The 15,938-nt window shown below is 58.9% G+C and carries 17 protein-coding genes; 6 read left to right on the top strand and 11 right to left on the bottom strand.

Annotated features, from left to right (window positions below):
• Window positions 1-2 precede the first annotated feature (2 nt).
• A complete protein-coding gene (locus C3406_RS21340; RefSeq protein ID WP_103824842.1) occupies window positions 3-932 on the top strand; it encodes a LysR family transcriptional regulator in 930 nt (309 codons plus the stop codon).
• Here the strand turns inward: C3406_RS21340 and C3406_RS21335 are convergent.
• The 8 genes from C3406_RS21335 to mdcA all read right to left on the bottom strand — a co-directional run bounded on the left by C3406_RS21335 (window position 922) and on the right by mdcA (window position 7,976).
• Window positions 922-1,821: an ACP S-malonyltransferase gene (locus tag C3406_RS21335; RefSeq protein ID WP_103824841.1), complete on the bottom strand. Its 900-nt coding sequence runs from the start codon at window positions 1,819-1,821 to the stop codon at window positions 922-924. The two genes, C3406_RS21340 and C3406_RS21335, sit on opposite strands and share 11 nt — an antisense overlap.
• Window positions 1,818-2,438: a malonate decarboxylase holo-ACP synthase gene (locus C3406_RS21330; RefSeq protein ID WP_103824840.1), complete on the bottom strand. Its 621-nt coding sequence runs from the start codon at window positions 2,436-2,438 to the stop codon at window positions 1,818-1,820. The genes C3406_RS21335 and C3406_RS21330 overlap by 4 nt, the downstream gene beginning before the upstream one ends.
• Before the next feature lie 2 nt (window positions 2,439-2,440).
• Window positions 2,441-3,400 carry an AEC family transporter gene (locus tag C3406_RS21325; RefSeq protein ID WP_103824839.1) on the bottom strand — a complete coding sequence of 320 codons (960 nt, stop codon included), beginning with the start codon at window positions 3,398-3,400 and terminating at the stop codon, window positions 2,441-2,443.
• A gap of 128 nt (window positions 3,401-3,528) precedes the next feature.
• Entirely contained in the window at window positions 3,529-4,329 is an 801-nt protein-coding gene (gene mdcE, locus C3406_RS21320; protein WP_103824858.1) for a biotin-independent malonate decarboxylase subunit gamma, read from the bottom strand.
• Window positions 4,329-5,162 (bottom strand): biotin-independent malonate decarboxylase subunit beta, encoded by an 834-nt coding sequence (locus tag C3406_RS21315; RefSeq protein WP_103824838.1) that lies wholly within the window; start codon window positions 5,160-5,162, stop codon window positions 4,329-4,331. Before C3406_RS21315 ends, mdcE begins: the two co-directional genes overlap by 1 nt.
• Complete coding sequence (gene mdcC / locus C3406_RS21310; protein ID WP_103824837.1) at window positions 5,155-5,454, bottom strand: malonate decarboxylase acyl carrier protein; 300 nt, start codon at window positions 5,452-5,454, stop codon at window positions 5,155-5,157. Before mdcC ends, C3406_RS21315 begins: the two co-directional genes overlap by 8 nt.
• A gap of 9 nt (window positions 5,455-5,463) precedes the next feature.
• Entirely contained in the window at window positions 5,464-6,321 is an 858-nt protein-coding gene (locus C3406_RS21305) for a triphosphoribosyl-dephospho-CoA synthase (RefSeq protein ID WP_103824836.1), read from the bottom strand.
• On the bottom strand, window positions 6,321-7,976 hold the full coding sequence (gene mdcA / locus C3406_RS21300) for a malonate decarboxylase subunit alpha (protein ID WP_103824835.1): 1,656 nt from the start codon (window positions 7,974-7,976) through the stop codon (window positions 6,321-6,323). The genes C3406_RS21305 and mdcA overlap by 1 nt, the downstream gene beginning before the upstream one ends.
• A 287-nt stretch (window positions 7,977-8,263) precedes the next feature.
• On the opposite strand from mdcA, the gene C3406_RS21295 reads away from it, so the two are divergent.
• Genes C3406_RS21295 through C3406_RS21285 form a run of 3 tightly spaced genes read left to right on the top strand, consistent with a single transcriptional unit; the run spans window position 8,264 to window position 10,401 of the window.
• On the top strand, window positions 8,264-9,280 hold the full coding sequence (locus C3406_RS21295) for a hydrolase (protein ID WP_103824834.1): 1,017 nt from the start codon (window positions 8,264-8,266) through the stop codon (window positions 9,278-9,280).
• A gap of 2 nt (window positions 9,281-9,282) precedes the next feature.
• The gene (locus tag C3406_RS21290; RefSeq protein ID WP_103824833.1) at window positions 9,283-9,501 is read left to right on the top strand and encodes a YheU family protein; all 219 of its coding nucleotides are present in this window, start codon (window positions 9,283-9,285) and stop codon (window positions 9,499-9,501) included.
• Window positions 9,502-9,531: 30 nt separating this feature from the next.
• Window positions 9,532-10,401 carry a phosphoribulokinase gene (locus C3406_RS21285; protein WP_103824832.1) on the top strand — a complete coding sequence of 290 codons (870 nt, stop codon included), beginning with the start codon at window positions 9,532-9,534 and terminating at the stop codon, window positions 10,399-10,401.
• Window positions 10,402-10,491: 90 nt separating this feature from the next.
• On the opposite strand, the gene C3406_RS21280 is transcribed toward C3406_RS21285, so the two are convergent.
• Entirely contained in the window at window positions 10,492-10,896 is a 405-nt protein-coding gene (locus tag C3406_RS21280) for an OsmC family protein (protein WP_103824831.1), read from the bottom strand.
• A gap of 309 nt (window positions 10,897-11,205) precedes the next feature.
• Here C3406_RS21280 and crp point away from each other — a divergent pair, with 309 nt between their 5' ends.
• Both crp and C3406_RS21270 read left to right on the top strand, forming a co-directional pair.
• Window positions 11,206-11,838 carry a cAMP-activated global transcriptional regulator CRP gene (gene crp, locus C3406_RS21275; protein ID WP_000242758.1) on the top strand — a complete coding sequence of 211 codons (633 nt, stop codon included), beginning with the start codon at window positions 11,206-11,208 and terminating at the stop codon, window positions 11,836-11,838.
• Window positions 11,839-11,895: 57 nt separating this feature from the next.
• Window positions 11,896-13,983, top strand: coding sequence for a YccS/YhfK family putative transporter (locus tag C3406_RS21270; RefSeq protein ID WP_103824830.1), 2,088 nt, complete (start codon window positions 11,896-11,898; stop codon window positions 13,981-13,983).
• A 76-nt stretch (window positions 13,984-14,059) separates the two neighbouring features.
• Here C3406_RS21270 and argD read toward each other — a convergent pair whose 3' ends face one another.
• Window positions 14,060-15,280, bottom strand: coding sequence for a bifunctional acetylornithine/succinyldiaminopimelate transaminase (gene argD, locus C3406_RS21265; protein WP_103824829.1), 1,221 nt, complete (start codon window positions 15,278-15,280; stop codon window positions 14,060-14,062).
• 88 nt (window positions 15,281-15,368) lie between these two features.
• A complete protein-coding gene (gene pabA, locus C3406_RS21260; RefSeq protein WP_103824828.1) occupies window positions 15,369-15,932 on the bottom strand; it encodes an aminodeoxychorismate synthase component 2 in 564 nt (187 codons plus the stop codon).
• Window positions 15,933-15,938 lie beyond the last annotated feature (6 nt).

Here is a 15,938-nt window from a genome sequence, read left to right as displayed (position 1 = left end):
CGATGATACCTGACCTGACCAGCGAAATTACATTCCGCAAACTGAGCATCTTCATGACCTTCATGGAGACGGGCAATATCGCCCGTGCCGCTGAGGTGCTGAACCTCAGCGGGGTCAGCGTCCATCGTGCCCTGCACACCCTGGAAGAGAACGTCCGCTGCCCGCTGTTTACACATAAAGGCCGTAATCTGATCGCCCTGCCCGCCGCCTGGACATTGCTTGAGTATTGTCAGGAGGTGATGGAGCGCGGGCTGGAAGAGGCGCGTAAAACGGCCGGCGTCGGCCAGGGCCGTCTGCGGGTGGGGACGCTCTACTCTCTGACGCTTGAGACCGTTCCGCAGCTCATTATGGGCATGAAACTGCGCCGTCCGGATCTGGAGATGGATCTCACCATGGGATCCAACGACACCCTGCTGCATCTGCTGGATGAAGGCGCGCTCGATGCCATTCTCATCTCCATCTCGGAGAGTGAGATTGATCGCAACAATCTCGAAGTGCTGCCCCTGTTCCACAATGACATCTTTCTGGCCGCCCCCGCTTCGGCGCAGCTCAATACCAACGCGCTGGCGGACTTACGCGACTACAAAGACCAGAAGTTTGTCGCCCTGGCAGAGGGCTTCGCCACCTATGCCGGTTTCCAGGAAGCGTTTCATATCGCTGGTTTTGAGCCGGAAATCGTCACCCGGGTCAATGATATTTTTTCAATGCTGAGTCTGGTGCAGGCAGGTGTCGGCTTTACGCTGATGCCGGGCAGGATGAAAAAGGTGTATGAAAACTCGGTGCAGCTGTTAAAGCTGGCCCAGCCGTATCAAATGCAGCAGCTGATCGCCATCGTCTTTGCCCGCAACCGCGAGCAGGATCCGAGCCTGCGGGCGCTGGCGGCGGAAGGCCGCATGTACGCCCGCCGCCTTGATCAGAACGCTACGCCTTAAGACGCCGGGCGAGATGCACCGCGACATCCATGCCGCTCCTTTCCAGAGAGACCGACTCCCCTTCCCAGGCTGCCTGACGCGTCAGGCAGGTGAGCACGCCGCCGGGAGGCATCTCTATCGCCAGCCGCGCTTCGCGTTCGTTAGCGGCAATCACCGCCTCCTGCCAGCGCACCGTCCGGGCCATGTTCATCGCCAGATCGTCGGCAATTTTTTCCGGCTGCCAGAGTACCCGCCCGGTGCTGCCGCTAAGGTAGGCGCAGCGGGGACGAGAGAGCGTGACCCGGCTAAAGGCCTCAACCAGTTTTTGCGCCGGCTCGGCCAGCAGTTCGCAGTGCGACGGGACGCTCACCGCCAGACGACGGGCTTTGTTGGCCCCTTTCGCCAGCGCACGCGCCGCCACTTCCGCCATCCCCTCGTCGGTTCCCGCAATCACAATCTGCGTCTCCGCGTTCAGGTTGGCAACGTAGGTGCCGGTACCTTCCATCAGGGTTTCTACCTGCGCAAGGGTTAACCCCATAATGGCTGTCAGGCCGTAACCGTGTGGATAAGCCTGCTCCATCAGATCGCCACGCAGGGCCACCAGCGTCAGGGCATCAGCAAAATCGAGCGCCCCGGAGAGCACTGCCGCAGGATACGCGCCGATAGAGAGGCCGCTGACGATATCCGGCGCCACGCCGCGACGTGCCAGTTCCCGCGCCCAGGCGACACCCGCGATCAGCAGCGAGAGCTGCACCGCGCGGGTATGCTGTAGCGCCGCCGGGGAGTCCAGCGCATCCACTTCACTGGCGCCCAGCACTTCACGCGCCTGCGCCAGCTCGGTTCCCGGCAGGTTTTGCAGCATACCAAGATGCTGCGTCCCCTGCCCCGGAAAGGTAAACAGGATCTTCATTGTTCCTCCCATGCCCAGGGGTTCGTCGTCAGGCGCGGCCCCCGGTCGGTTTTCAGCAACGTTTTTCCATCACGTAGCCATTCGTTGAGCGCAAAGCCGCCCAGCGGCGTCTCGACCTGGGTATCGGCCCGGCAGAGCGCCCCTTCAAGCTGTGACTGCCAGCTGAGTAAATCCGTGCGCGAAAGCGGCTGCGGGGCGCGGATCAGCAGATCGAGATCGCTTGCGGCGTGGATCACCGCAATACCGGTCGCCAGCGCATAGCCGGTGCTGCCGGTAATGCCCCATGTCCAGGGCCAGGAGATGCGGGAAAGCTGTACGGCCACCTGAACCGGTGGCTGAGTGATAAACGGCGAGCGCAGCAGACTTTCTTCTGCGCTCAGCTGTTCGGGGGAGACCACGCGGGCAATCTGGTGAGGGTTAACCCAGCCCGCCGCGCGCTGCTCGCGCTTAAGGCCGCGTACCCCGACCGGAATACGCCCGCTACCCTCAACATCACGCCGCACCACCACCGGCAACCCGGTATGCCAGGCTGCATCCACCCAGGGCTCCTGGATATCCTCCAGCGCATCCCGTGTGGTAAGCCAGATTAAGTCGTGCGGGCGTAATGTTGTGGTCATGATTACATTCCTGAAGTCAGCGAGATAAACAGCGGCAGCGACAGGATACACAGGACGGAGCTTAACAGCAGCACCGCTTCCGCATCCGGCGACTGCACGCCAAAGCGGTTACCGAACACCACGCCGAAGAAACCGGCGGACAGGGCAATCATCAGGATAGCGGTGATAGCCACGGAACCGTGCAGACCGAAGAGTAAAACGATACCCCACGCAATGGCTGGTTGAATCAGCAGCTTGGCGATCGTCGCGCTAATGACCATCGTGTTGATCTGCAGCTTACGGGCCGACAGGATCACCCCGGTCAGGAACAGCGCCGCAGCGGTGGCGGAGAGCCCCAGCGGTTTAATCGCCGCCAGAACCAGTTCCGGCATTTTGATACCGATGGCAGAGAGAATGACACCCAGCAGCGGGCCCATCACAATCGGTTTCTTAATGGAGCGCCACATCAGCACCGGCAGCATGGAGAGCGTTGAACCGGAGTTATTGCCCTCGGCGCGCGCTTTCTCACGCTCCAGGATCAGCAGACAGAACGGCGTCATCAGTACGGAGCCGCAGGCAATGGAGACCGCTACCGAGAGTGAGGTCGCCGGGCTCTCACCCAACACGCTGCCCAGAATCGGCAGGCCCAGTGCCGCATAGTTTGGCAGCGCCACGGTCAGCGTCAGCACGGCGGCATCCTGCGGGGACTTTTTAAAGACTTTCGTGGCGAGGAAGTAGATGGCCGCATAGGTGATCCACATCGCCAGAGTCAGAACCAGGATCAGCGGCGACTGGGCAATGATACCTGTCCAGGACGTTTGCACCGTGGCGCTGAACAGCGCGGCGGGCAGCGCAAAATCCATCACGAAGATATTAAGCAGAGAGACATTTTTGTTGTCCACCATTTTGGCTTTACCGGCCCAGAAGCCGAGCAGCATGATGACAAAAATGGGGGCAAGGGCATGAACAATCACATAAGTCATAAATCACCTGTAAAAAAGAAGTTTAAGCACTGACGCGATGGTTATTATTTTCAGGATGCAGGTTCCCACGCGGGCGCAACGGGTGCGCCCACGGGGCGTGCATCTGGCAGGTCTTTTATTTTTGGGTATTACCAGCTGGCTCGCATACGTTCGCGTACAAGAGCGGAGCTATGGCGATTGTCGGCGCCCAGACGGCTTTTCAGCGTCGGATCCCGGCGAGCGTCATCAATGGCCTGTTGCAACGTGGTTTTCACCAGCGCCAGATCGATGGATGAAGGTGCGTCCGGATTGCTGATATCCAGCAGGTTCTCCAGCAGCCCCAGAGTAGCGTAGTTACTGATGTCATACGCCATCGGCGGAATGGTCGCCGCCAGTTTTTCAAGCGCCTCAACGGTACGCAGCGTGATGCGGGCGGCAGACTCTTTGCCCATCGCGTGGATCAGTACGCCCTTGTCGTTGAAGGCGATCAATCGGTTGGCCTGATAGCCGTGAGCCAGAAACGCCCCGGACATCGCTTTCCCGACGATCAGACCAATCACCGGATGGCCCGCCAGACGTGCGTTAGCATAGGCTGCAGCAGCACCGGCCAGCGCCTGGTGAATACCAAAGCCCTCTTCACGACGGCCATAGGCCTGGCTCGGCACGTCGATCACCGCCACAATCGGGCGCTTGACCGCTTTGTCAGCATCAGCCGCGACGGTTTCACTCACCACTTTGGCCAGGGTCCAGCCCTCCAGCAGACCGACCTCGCCTTTCGCCGCACGCGGGTAGTGGTTGTTTGTATCCGGCACTACCGCGACAAAGCGTACCGCTTCGCCATTCAGCTCGCCGTCCGCCGCCTGAACCGACGGGCAGAGCCCTTCCAGACGACGGGCATTCGGCGCAAGAGTTTCCAGCCAGAGTTCACCACGGCTAATTGAAGTACTCATCATTTCACCTCCCGGGCAAAGAGCGCGTGAATCTGTTCGGTATCCGCCTGTTTGCGGGTGTCGAAGTGACTCAGGCGTTCGAGATACCAGTCATAATTGTCGGTACGGTGTTTTGCCGGCACGCCTTTCGCAATCGCGTCGTTCATCGCCGCTTTCACCGCGTTCACGCCGTCGCCCACCAGGGCATCCACCAGCCCGCTTTGATAGCGAATTTCGCCCCCGGTCATGCTCCAGATAAACGGACGGTCGCGGGAGTCGTACTCTTCAATGCCCGCTTCCTGCTCGATAACCTGCGGGCCGTTCAGGCCGAGACGCGCTTCGCGGGTCACAATAAGATAGCTGCACAGCGCTGCGGCAATGGACATCCCGCCGAAGCAACCAACGGTACCGGCGACAATGCCGATGACCGGGGTATAGCGACGCAGATCGACGATGGCCGCGTGGATATCGGCAATCGCCGCCAGGCCAAGGTTAGCCTCCTGCAGACGTACGCCGCCGGTTTCGAGGCTCAGTACCGCCTGGGTTGGAATGCCGTTACGGTTATCTTCCGCCGCCAGCTCCAGCGCGGCCGCCATTTTGGCGCCGGAGACTTCGCCCATACTGCCGCCCTGGAACGCGCCTTCTATCGCCACGACCACGGCGGGTTTACCGTTGATGGTGCCTTTTGCCACCACCATGCCGTCATCGGCCTGCGGCACAATGCCCTGCGGCCCCAGCCACGGAGAGATAATCCCTTCAAACGGATCCAGCAGTTCGCGATAGCTGCCCTCGTCGAGCAGCGCCTGCGCACGCTGGCGTGCTTTCAATTCAATAAAGCTGCTGTCATCACGCATGGCTCACCCCCTCAAAGACCTGTTCGATACGAATGCGCGCTACGCCCGGCGTTGCGCCAAAGTCGTGAATGGTTAGCTTGCCAGCCGGCAGGCTGCTGACGGTTTGCAGTCTGTTAAACAGCGCGTCCCAGCGGCCACGGCTGTTATCGACGGAGGTGGTGATCTCGACTGTTAATGTCTGGCCCTGGTCGGCGGTAAATAACACCTCCATATCACCGGAGCCCACAACGCCTGCCAGCGCTTTGCCGTTCAGGGCACGGCTGGCGGGCAGTGTTAATGTGATTTTTTCCATAACATCCTCTTAATTCGCTAAATAAGGCGTCTCTATGCGGTCAAGGAACAGCGTGGCGGCCAGCAGGTCGGCCGCGCCGCCCGGTGAGGCATTGAGCAAGAGCATCTGTTTGTCTAATACCGCGAGCGCACGTTGCCCCTCAGGCTGTGCGGTGCCGCCAGCGGCTAATACCGCCCGGGCCCCGTGCTGCATGGCATCTAACCCCTCCATTCCGGCGCGGGAAAGCACGCAGGTATCGGTTAATGAGGTCATGATCGCCATCAGCGCATCGAGCCGGGCATGGGCTTCGCTACTGCCGTTAAGACGGCTCAGGCGAAGCTGCGGCAACGCCCGCTGCATAATGTGCGGAAACGCCTGCTGCGCCTCTTCGCGCGCGCCCGGCACCCGATAACGGTGGGTGGCGCGCAGCCCTTTGCTGAACACTTTCGGCGCGGCGTCATCCGGCAGTTTCGCCAGCTGCGCGGCGGTGTCGGCGACCGACTGCGCTGTTGCGCTGCCGCCATGCATCGCCACGGCGCTGACTAACAATCCCAGCGCCCAGATAGCGCCACGGTGGGTATTCACCCCGCCGGTGGCAGCCATCATCTGCTGCTCGCCTTCGCGCCCCAGCCGACCCACGGTCTGCCGTAGCGCGATATCGGCCGGACGCTGCCAGCTTTGCAGCGCCAGCGCCTGAAACGTAGGGGTCAGGCTGTGCGCCGAACGCTCCATCAGCGCGAGCGAGAGATCGTGGTGCGCGCCGTTCCCCCGACTGTCCACCAGACCGGGTTTCGGGCTAAGTCGCGCTTCGTCAATCAGACACTGCGTGGCGGTTCGCGCCAGCCATTCGGCACCGCCTTCAACCTGGATCCGGGGCAGAAGTTTCATTACCAGCTCCGGAATTTCGCAGGTGGGTTGTAGAGACCGCCGGACCATTCAACCAGGTCAGAGACGCTGCCCGCCGCCAGCAGCGAGCGGGTGGCGTCGGTGCGGCGAATGCCCATATCTTCCGGGTAGAGCACTTTGCCGCTCTGGCGCAGCTCGGCGACGCGTTTAGCGTCCACACCCAGACCGATATCGGTAATACCTGCGACCGCAGCGACCATGGCGCGACGCTCTTCCAGATCTTTCGCCCGGTAGAGGTAAGCAATCCCCTCTTCCGTCAGCACGTGGGTGACGTCATCGCCGTAGATCATGACCGGTGCCAGCGGCATACCGGAGGCTTTCGCCACATCAACCGCATCGAGTTTTTCGACGAAGGTCGGCTTCACGCCCGCCTGGAAGGTTTCGACCATCTGCACGACCAGTTTCTTACCGCGCTGCATCGGGTCGGGCTCGGTGATCATGTTCAGCCAGGCCGGGGTGGCATGACGACGACCGTGCGGGTCATGGCCCATGTTGGGCGCCCCGCCGAAGCCGGAAAGACGGCCGCGGGTCACGGTAGAGGAGTTGGCGTAACCATCCACCTGCAGGGTTGAGCCGATAAACATATCGACCGCGTACTGGCCTGCCAGCTGACAGAAGGCGCGGTTAGAGCGCATGGAGCCATCGGCACCGGTAAAGAAGATATCCGGACGGGCACGAATGTACTCTTCCATCCCCAGCTCACCGCCGAAGCAGTGCACGCTCTCCACCCAGCCGCTCTCAATCGCCGGGATCAGCGTCGGATGCGGGTTCAGGGTCCAGTGTTTACAGATTTTGCCTTTGAGTCCGAGCTGTTCGCCGTAGGTAGGCAGAAGCAGCTCAATCGCCGCGGTGTTGAAGCCAATCCCGTGGTTCAGGGACTGCACCTGGTGTTCCGCATAAATGCCCTTGATGGCCATCATCGCCATCAGGATATGTTCCTGTTTGATCAGGCGTGGGTCACGGGTGAAGAGCGGTTCGATGAAGAACGGCTTGTCGGCGACGACCACGAAATCAATCCAGGAGTCGGGGATATCCACGCGCGGCAGGTCACACTCGTCGTCCACCAGTTCGTTCACCTGGGCGATGACGATGCCGTCGTGGAAGGCGGCGGCTTCTACCAGCGCCGGGGTATCTTCGGTGCTGGCACCGGTGTAGAGATTACCTTTACGGTCCGCTTTAAACCCGGCAATCAGCGCCACGTTCGGCGACAGATCGACATAGAGGCGGGAGTAGAGTTCGATGTAGGTATGGATCGCACCGATCTCCAGCTGTCCATCCTCCAGCAGCTGCGAAATACGCAGGCTCTGGGTACCGGAGAAGGAGAAGTCGAGCTTGCGGGCGATGCCTTTTTCAAAGATATCCAGGTGTTCACTGCGGCCCACGCTCGGCATAATCATATGCAGATCGTGAACGACCTGAGGATTCACCTCGGCCAGCGAGCGGGAAAGGAAATCCGCCTGCTTCTGGTTATTGCCTTCCAGTACGACTTTGTCGCCTGGGGCGATCAGTTTTTCCAGCATAGCGACGAGGTCGCCTGTTGGCAGTACCTTGCCCTGCACCGGGACGGAAGCCAGGCGGCGCGCTTTTTCAGTGCGACGCGTGTTCCAGTTCCGGGCTGGCGTTTGCCCTGATAACATTGTTAACCTCCTGATTCAGCACATCTTTAGATTTGCTTAACGTTGAGTTAAGTGTGCGCTCTGGTGATAAAGTCATCAATTAAGCCTGGAACAGAATCGTTAGCCTGAGAGTAATAAAGAAGGCACCGAATTGTGATCGGGATCATTTGACGTTGTTAAACAACAGGCTACGGGCCAAAAAAGGGCGCTATGAGGAGAGGCGTTCGCGCAATCGCGTGGCTTTTTATAAACAGGAGCCGATTCGGAAGGTATAGTGAACGATTGAGAAGAATTAACATCACACCGTTATGACGCAGACAATCCCATCTGAATTTAACTTTACGCCCGACGAGAGCGCGACCTTTGTCCCCATGCGGGGCCTGTCGAACCGCCATCTGCAAACCATGCTGCCGCGTCTCATCCGCCGTAAAGTGCTTTTTACCCCCGTCTGGCAGCGACTCGACCTGCCGGATGATGACTTTGTGGATCTGGCATGGAGTGAAGATCCCTCTAAGGCACAGCACAAACCCCGGCTGGTGGTCTTTCATGGTCTGGAGGGCAGCCTGCACAGCCCCTATGCTCACGGCCTGATTCAGGCGGCGAAAGCGCGCGGCTGGCTGGGTGTAGTAATGCATTTCAGAGGCTGTAGCGGCGAACCCAATCGCCAGAAACGCATCTATCACTCCGGCGAAACGGAGGATGGCACATGGTTCCTGCGCTGGCTGGCGGAGACCCACGGCCCGGCCCCCACCGCTGCGGTGGGTTATTCGCTGGGGGGAAACATGCTCGCCTGCCTGCTGGCGAAAGAGGGGGACACGATCCCGCTGGATGCCGCCGTCATCGTCTCTGCCCCGTTTATGCTGGAACAGTGCAGCTATCATATGGATAAGGGCTTTTCGCGCGTGTATCAGCGCTACCTGCTTAACCTGTTGAAAGGCAACGCCTCACGAAAACTGAAGGCCTATCCGGGCTCGCTGCCGATAAACCTTGAGCAGCTCAAGCGCATGCGGCGCATTCGTGAATTTGACGATCTGATCACCGCGAAAATTCACGGTTTTGCCGATGCGATTGACTACTATCGTCAGTGCAGCGCCATGCCATTGCTGAATCAAATCACCCGGCCTACGCTGATCATTCATGCGAAAGACGATCCGTTTATGGATCATCATTCGATTCCGGCGCCGGAACATTTACCGGCAAACGTACAGTATCAGCTGACCGAACATGGCGGACACGTGGGCTTTATCAGCGGAACGCTGCGCCGACCGCAGATGTGGCTGGAGACACGTATCCCGGACTGGCTGACCCCCTATCTGGAAAAATAAACATGATTATTCCCTGGCAAGATCTGGCTCCCGAAACGCTGGATAATCTGATTGAAAGTTTTGTGTTACGCGAAGGCACCGATTATGGTGAAGAGGAACGTTCGCTTGAGCAGAAGGTCGCTGACGTCAGGCGCCAGCTGCAAAGCGGTGAGGTGCTGGTCGTATGGTCCGAGCTGCACGAAACCGTCAACATCATGCCTCGCAATCAATTTCGCGGTTAACCGCGACATCTTTCCACTCAGGGAGTTGCTATGTCCGCCAGACATCCGGTTATCGCCGTCACAGGATCGAGTGGTGCGGGTACCACCACCACCAGCCTCGCCTTTCGTAAGATCTTCTCGCAACTGCATCTGCGTGCCGCGGAAGTGGAAGGCGACAGCTTTCACCGCTACACCCGCCCTGAGATGGATATGGCCATCCGCAAGGCCCGTGATTTAGGCAAACATATCAGCTACTTTGGCCCCGATGCTAACGACTTTGGCCTGCTGGAGCAGACCTTTGCAGAGTACGGTCGAAGCGGCACCGGCCAGTCGCGCAAATACCTGCATACCTATGATGAAGCGGTACCCTGGAACCAGGTTCCGGGCACTTTCACTCCCTGGCAGCCGCTGCCAGAGCCCACGGACGTGCTGTTTTATGAAGGTCTGCACGGCGGGGTCGTTACGCCGCACCATGACGTGGCGCGCCATGTCGATCTGCTGGTGGGGGTAGTGCCTATCGTCAACCTGGAGTGGATCCAGAAGCTGACGCGGGATACCAGCGAGCGCGGCCATTCCCGCGAGGCAGTGATGGATTCGGTGGTTCGCTCCATGGAGGATTACATCAACTTCCTGACGCCGCAGTTTTCCCGCACCCATATTAACTTCCAGCGCGTCCCGACCGTGGACACCTCTAACCCCTTTGCCGCTAAAGGCATCCCGTCGCTGGATGAGAGCTTTGTGGTGATCCATTTCCGCAATCTGGACAATATCGATTACCCTTGGCTGCTGGCGATGCTGCAGGGTTCGTTTATTTCACACATCAATACGCTGGTGGTGCCGGGCGGGAAGATGGGGCTGGCAATGGAGTTAATCATGACGCCGCTGGTGCAGCGGTTAATGGAAGGGAAGAAGATCGATTGAGGCGTGTTGCCCGGTGGCGCTACGCTTACCGGGCTTACAAGGTTCTGTAGGCCGGGCAAACGAAGTGCCGCCCGGCGTTTGATCCAGGCCTTACGCCTCGATCACTTCATACGAATGGGTAATATTGACCGCTTTCTCCAGCATCAGCGCCACGGAGCAGTACTTCTCTGCTGAGAGGTCTACCGCGCGGGATACCGCAGCATCTTTCAACGCTTTGCCGGTCACCACGAAATGCAGGTTGATATGGGTGAAGAGACGCGGTGCCTCATCCCGACGCTCTGAGGTCAGTTTCACTTCGCAGTCGGTCACATCGTGACGCCCTTTTTGCAGAATCGATACCACGTCGATAGCGCTGCATCCGCCCGCAGCCATCAGAACCACTTCCATCGGGCTGGGTGCTTTATCACCGGAGTTGCCATCCATCAGAATCTGGTGCCCCGACGCGGACTCACCGAGAAACGTTAAACCTTCAACCCATTTCACACGTGCTTGCATTTTAACTCACTCCAGGATTGCATTTTTCTTGTCAGATTACGCGCTAGTAACAATTCTGGCAACGGAAGTCGACCTGCATCAAGCTGAAGCGAGACACCAGGAGACACGCGGCAAAAGCTATGCTAAAACAGTCGAGATGCTACAGTAATACATTGACGTTGCACATGTATGCAGAGGACATCACACATTACAGGCTGCTAATCATTGTGACAGCCAGACCCCAGGCAGGGGAAAGAATACGATTGCAACCCCAGAGTACAGGTACAGAGCCGGACTCTGGAGCCAGCTTATAACAGAGGATAACAGCGCATGGTGCTTGGCAAACCGCAAACAGACCCGACTCTCGAATGGTTCTTGTCTCATTGCCACATTCATAAGTACCCATCGAAGAGCACGCTGATTCACCAGGGTGAAAAAGCGGAAACGTTGTATTACATCGTCAAAGGCTCAGTGGCAGTGCTGATCAAAGATGAAGAAGGCAAAGAGATGATCCTCTCTTACCTGAATCAGGGAGACTTTATCGGTGAACTGGGCCTGTTTGAAGAAGGTCAGGAGCGTAGCGCCTGGGTCCGTGCGAAAACCGCGTGTGAAGTGGCTGAGATCTCTTATAAAAAGTTTCGCCAGCTGATCCAGGTTAACCCGGATATCCTGATGCGCCTCTCTTCGCAGATGGCTCGCCGTCTGCAGGTTACTTCCGAGAAAGTGGGCAACCTCGCCTTCCTGGACGTAACGGGCCGTATCGCTCAGACGCTGCTGAACCTGGCGAAACAGCCAGACGCCATGACCCACCCGGACGGTATGCAAATTAAAATCACCCGTCAGGAAATTGGTCAGATCGTCGGTTGTTCCCGTGAGACAGTGGGCCGTATTTTGAAAATGCTGGAAGATCAGAACCTGATTTCCGCCCACGGTAAAACCATCGTGGTTTACGGAACACGTTAATTCCGCTCAAACGGCGTGGCATCGCACGATGACACGCCGTTTTTGTCTCTCTCACCCATGTGGCGCAGGCTCATTTACCACCCGGAAGTTAACTACGCACTGCGGCAAACCCTGGTGCTGTGTCTCCCTGTGGCTGTGGGTTTAGTTCTCGGTTACCTGCAATACGGCCTTCTGTTTTCTCTCGTTCCCGCCTGCTGCAACATTGCGGGTCTCGACACGCCCCATAAACGCTTTTTTAAACGCCTGATGATTGGCGGCTGCCTGTTTGCCGGCTGTAGCCTTGCCGTGCAGCTGCTGCTGGCGCGTGATATTCCGCTGCCCCTCATTCTGACCGCCCTGGCGATGACGCTGGGGGTCACGGCGGAGATCAGCGCCCTGCACGCCCGCCTGCTGCCCGCCTCGCTGATTGCGGCCATCTTTACCCTCAGTCTGGCGGGGAATATGCCGATCTGGGCGCCGCTGCTGATCTACGCCCTGGGGACACTCTGGTACGGTCTGTTTAACTGGTTTTGGTTCTGGCTGTGGCGGGAGCAGCCGCTGCGTGAATCCCTGAGCGTGCTCTACCGCCAGCTGGCCGATTACTGCGAAGCGAAATACACCCTGCTGACCCAGCATACCGACCCGGAAAAATCGCTGCCGCCGCTGCTGGCCCGTCAGCAGAAGGTGGTGGACCTGATTAGTCAGTGCTACCAGCAGTTGCATATGCTGGCGGCGAACAGGAATCATGAATACAAACGCCTGCTGCGTACCTTCCAGGTGGGGCTGGATCTGCAGGAGCATATCTCCGTCAGCCTGCATCATCCGCAAGAGGTGCAAAAGCTGGTGGAGCGCAGTCACGCCGAAGCGGTGATCCGCTGGAACGCACAGACCGTCGCCGCCCGGCTACGGGTGCTGGCTGATGACATTCTCTATCATCGCTACCCCACCCGTTTCACCATGGACAAGCAGCTCGGCGCGCTGGAGAAGATCGCCCGTCAGCATCCGGATAACCCGGTGGGCCAGTTCTGCGCCTGGCACTTCAGCCGTATTGCCCGTGTGCTGCGCACCCAGCGCCCGCTCTACCCCCGCGACCTGATGGCGGATAAGCAGAAACGCCTGCCGTTGATCCCCGCCCTGAGAAGCTATCTGTCGCTGAAGTCTGCCGCCCTGCGCAATGCGGCCCGCATCAGCGTGATGCTGAGTATCGCCAGCCTGATGGGGATGGCGCTGCATCTGCCTAAGCCTTACTGGATCTTAATGACCGTGCTGCTGGTGACGCAAAACGGCTACAGCGCCACGCGGGTGCGCATCCTTCACCGGGCGGGCGGCACGATGGCGGGGCTGATTATTGCCGGGATCACCCTGCACTTACACGTCCCGGAAGGCTATACCCTGGCGGGGATGCTGCTGGTGACGCTGGTAAGCTACCTGATTATTCGCAAGAGCTACGGCTGGGCGACGGTGGGCTTTACGCTGACCGCGGTATACAGCCTGCAACTGATTACGCTCAATGGTGAGCAGTTTATTATCGCCCGGCTGGCCGATACGCTGATTGGCTGCCTGATTGCCTTTGGCGGCATGGTCTGGCTGTGGCCGCAGTGGCAGAGCGGATTGCTGCGGCAGAACGCTCACGACGCGCTGGAGGCCGATCAGGAAGCCATCCGCCTGATCCTCAGCGACGATCCGCAACCCACGCCGCTGGCATGGCAGCGCATGAAGGTCAACCAGGCGCACAACGCACTATTTAACTCCCTAAACCAGGCGATGCAGGAGCCGGGCTTCAATTCGGCGTATCTGGCGGATATGAAACTCTGGGTGACGCACAGCCAGTTTATCGTCGAGCATATCAACGCAATGACGACCCTGGCGCGGGAGCATACGATGCTGACGCCAGACCTGGCGCAGCGTTATTTGCAGTCGTGTGAAATCGCCCTTCAGCGCTGTCAGCAGCGTCTGGAGTATGACGAGCCGGGTGAGAGTGGGGACAGCAATATTCTGGAAGCGCCAGAGACCCTGACGCAAGGCCCTATGAGTACGCTGGAACAACATCTGCAGCGCACCCTGGGGCATCTGAACACCATGCACACCATTTCATCGGTGGCGTGGCGCCAGCGCCCGCATCATGGCATCTGGTTGATACGGCGGCTGAAACGCACACCGTATTAAATGGCGGGTGGCGCTGCGCTTACCCGGCCTACGGTCTTGTAGGCCCGTGCAAGCGTAGCGCCGCCGGGCTACACAGCTACTGCTGAACCACCCGCTTCACCGCCTGCGCAAAGCGGGTCATCCCCTCTTCGATATCCTGGCTCTCCACCAGCAGCGACGGCGCAAAGCGCATCACGTCCGGCCCGGCGTTGAGCACCATCGCCCCTTCACTGGCGGCGGCGTAGAGGAAATCGCGCGCCCGGCCTTTGTATTGCGGCTTCAGTTCGGCGCCAATCAACAGCCCCATGCCACGGATATCGCTGAAGACATCGTACTGCGCATCGATCTGCTGAAGATGCTTCACAAACTGCTCGCGCTTTGTATTGACGCCGCTCAGCACGTCCGGGGTATTGATGATGTCGAATGCCGCTCCGGCAACCGCGCACGCCAGCGGGTTGCCGCCGTAGGTCGAGCCGTGAGAGCCCACATGGAATGCCGACGCGATATCCTGCGTGGTGAGCACGGCGCTCACCGGGAAGCCCCCCCCGAGCGCTTTGGCGCTGGTCAGGATGTCCGGCGTCACGCCGTAGTGCATATAAGCAAACAGATCCCCGGTGCGCCCCATGCCGCTCTGCACTTCGTCAAAGACCAGCAGGGCCTGGTGTTGATCGCACAGATCGCGCAGCCCCTGCAGGAATTCTGGCGTTGCCGCCATCACGCCGCCTTCACCCTGGATCGGCTCAACCACCACCGCGCAGGTGTGATCGTCCATCACCGCTTTTACCGCATGCAGATCGTTAAACGGCACATGAATGATGTCAGCCGGTTTCGGGCCAAAGCCATCGGAATATTTTGGCTGACCGCCCACGGTCACGGTAAACAACGAACGGCCATGAAACGCATTGTGGAAGGCGATGATTTTGGTTTTAAACGGGCTGTGGCGGGTGGAGGCGTAATAACGGGCCAGCTTAAAAGCGGTTTCGTTGGCTTCGGTGCCGGAGTTCATAAACAGCACACGCTCGGCAAAGGTGGCGTCAATGATTTTGCGGCCCAGGCGCAGCGCCGGTTCGTTGGTGAAAACGTTGCTGGTGTGCCACAGGGTTTCGCCCTGGGTTTTGAGCGCCTCGACCAGCGCCGGGTGGCAGTGACCTAACGCCGTTACCGCAATGCCACCCGCAAAATCAATGTACTCTTTGCCCTGTTGATCCCAGACGCGACTGCCTTTCCCCTTCACCGGGATAAACTCAGCCGGTGCATAAATTGGCAGTATTACTTCATCGAATGTTGCGCGCGTAATTGCAGATTGTTCAGTTGCCATGTAACCCCACCCTTTTTTTAAGCAAAAAGCAGAAGTGAAAATATAATCACGAAATATGCTTAAAAAATCACTTCATGGCAACTAAAAATCAACGATTGAGGAAATTAGCCAGCAGCTGGTGGCCCTGTTCGCTGAGAATGCTTTCGGGATGGAACTGCACCCCTTCCAGATCCCATTCACGGTGACGGATACCCATGATCTCCTGCGTTTCGCTCCAGGCGGTCACCTCAAAGCAGTCGGGTAAGGTGGGCGGATCGATAATGAGGGAGTGATAGCGGGTGACGGTAAGGGGGTTATTAAGACCGCAGAACACCCCGGCGCCGTTGTGCGTCACCGGGGAGGTTTTGCCGTGCATCACTTTCGCGGCCCGCACAATGGTCGCACCAAAGACCTGGGCGATGGCCTGATGCCCGAGGCAGACGCCGAGGATCGGTAATTTACCGGCATAATGCTGGATCACCGCCAGCGAGATGCCGGACTCATCCGGCGTGCAGGGGCCAGGAGAGATAACGATTTTTTGCGGATTGAGCGCGGCGACATCCTCCAGCGAGAGTGCGTCGTTGCGCCGGACCACCACCTCCGTCCCCAGCTCGCAAAAATACTGGTACAGGTTCCAGGTGAAGGAATCGTAGTTATCAATCAGCAGAATCATGGCGGC

The organism is Leclercia sp. LSNIH8 (assembly GCF_002920195.1).
GTDB lineage: Bacteria > Pseudomonadota > Gammaproteobacteria > Enterobacterales > Enterobacteriaceae > Enterobacter.
Note: the sequence above shows the minus strand (reverse complement) of the source record. Positions and strands in the feature narration are given on the sequence as shown.

What these genes read in the sequence shown, in the direction of transcription:
- crp (WP_000242758.1), top strand. Translation starts at nt 11,206, where the DNA reads ATGGTGCTTGGCAAACCGCAAACAGACCCGACTCTCGAATGGTTCTTG.
- mdcE (WP_103824858.1), bottom strand. Translation starts at nt 4,329, where the DNA reads ATGAGTACTTCAATTAGCCGTGGTGAACTCTGGCTGGAAACTCTTGCG.
- C3406_RS21290 (WP_103824833.1), top strand. Translation starts at nt 9,283, where the DNA reads ATGATTATTCCCTGGCAAGATCTGGCTCCCGAAACGCTGGATAATCTG.
- C3406_RS21340 (WP_103824842.1), top strand. Translation starts at nt 3, where the DNA reads ATGATACCTGACCTGACCAGCGAAATTACATTCCGCAAACTGAGCATC.
- C3406_RS21315 (WP_103824838.1), bottom strand. Translation starts at nt 5,162, where the DNA reads ATGCGTGATGACAGCAGCTTTATTGAATTGAAAGCACGCCAGCGTGCG.
- C3406_RS21285 (WP_103824832.1), top strand. Translation starts at nt 9,532, where the DNA reads ATGTCCGCCAGACATCCGGTTATCGCCGTCACAGGATCGAGTGGTGCG.
- C3406_RS21325 (WP_103824839.1), bottom strand. Translation starts at nt 3,400, where the DNA reads ATGACTTATGTGATTGTTCATGCCCTTGCCCCCATTTTTGTCATCATG.
- C3406_RS21305 (WP_103824836.1), bottom strand. Translation starts at nt 6,321, where the DNA reads ATGAAACTTCTGCCCCGGATCCAGGTTGAAGGCGGTGCCGAATGGCTG.
- mdcC (WP_103824837.1), bottom strand. Translation starts at nt 5,454, where the DNA reads ATGGAAAAAATCACATTAACACTGCCCGCCAGCCGTGCCCTGAACGGC.
- C3406_RS21295 (WP_103824834.1), top strand. Translation starts at nt 8,264, where the DNA reads ATGACGCAGACAATCCCATCTGAATTTAACTTTACGCCCGACGAGAGC.
- C3406_RS21280 (WP_103824831.1), bottom strand. Translation starts at nt 10,896, where the DNA reads ATGCAAGCACGTGTGAAATGGGTTGAAGGTTTAACGTTTCTCGGTGAG.
- C3406_RS21270 (WP_103824830.1), top strand. Translation starts at nt 11,896, where the DNA reads ATGTGGCGCAGGCTCATTTACCACCCGGAAGTTAACTACGCACTGCGG.
- C3406_RS21330 (WP_103824840.1), bottom strand. Translation starts at nt 2,438, where the DNA reads ATGACCACAACATTACGCCCGCACGACTTAATCTGGCTTACCACACGG.
- pabA (WP_103824828.1), bottom strand. Translation starts at nt 15,932, where the DNA reads ATGATTCTGCTGATTGATAACTACGATTCCTTCACCTGGAACCTGTAC.
- argD (WP_103824829.1), bottom strand. Translation starts at nt 15,280, where the DNA reads ATGGCAACTGAACAATCTGCAATTACGCGCGCAACATTCGATGAAGTA.
- C3406_RS21335 (WP_103824841.1), bottom strand. Translation starts at nt 1,821, where the DNA reads ATGAAGATCCTGTTTACCTTTCCGGGGCAGGGGACGCAGCATCTTGGT.
- mdcA (WP_103824835.1), bottom strand. Translation starts at nt 7,976, where the DNA reads ATGTTATCAGGGCAAACGCCAGCCCGGAACTGGAACACGCGTCGCACT.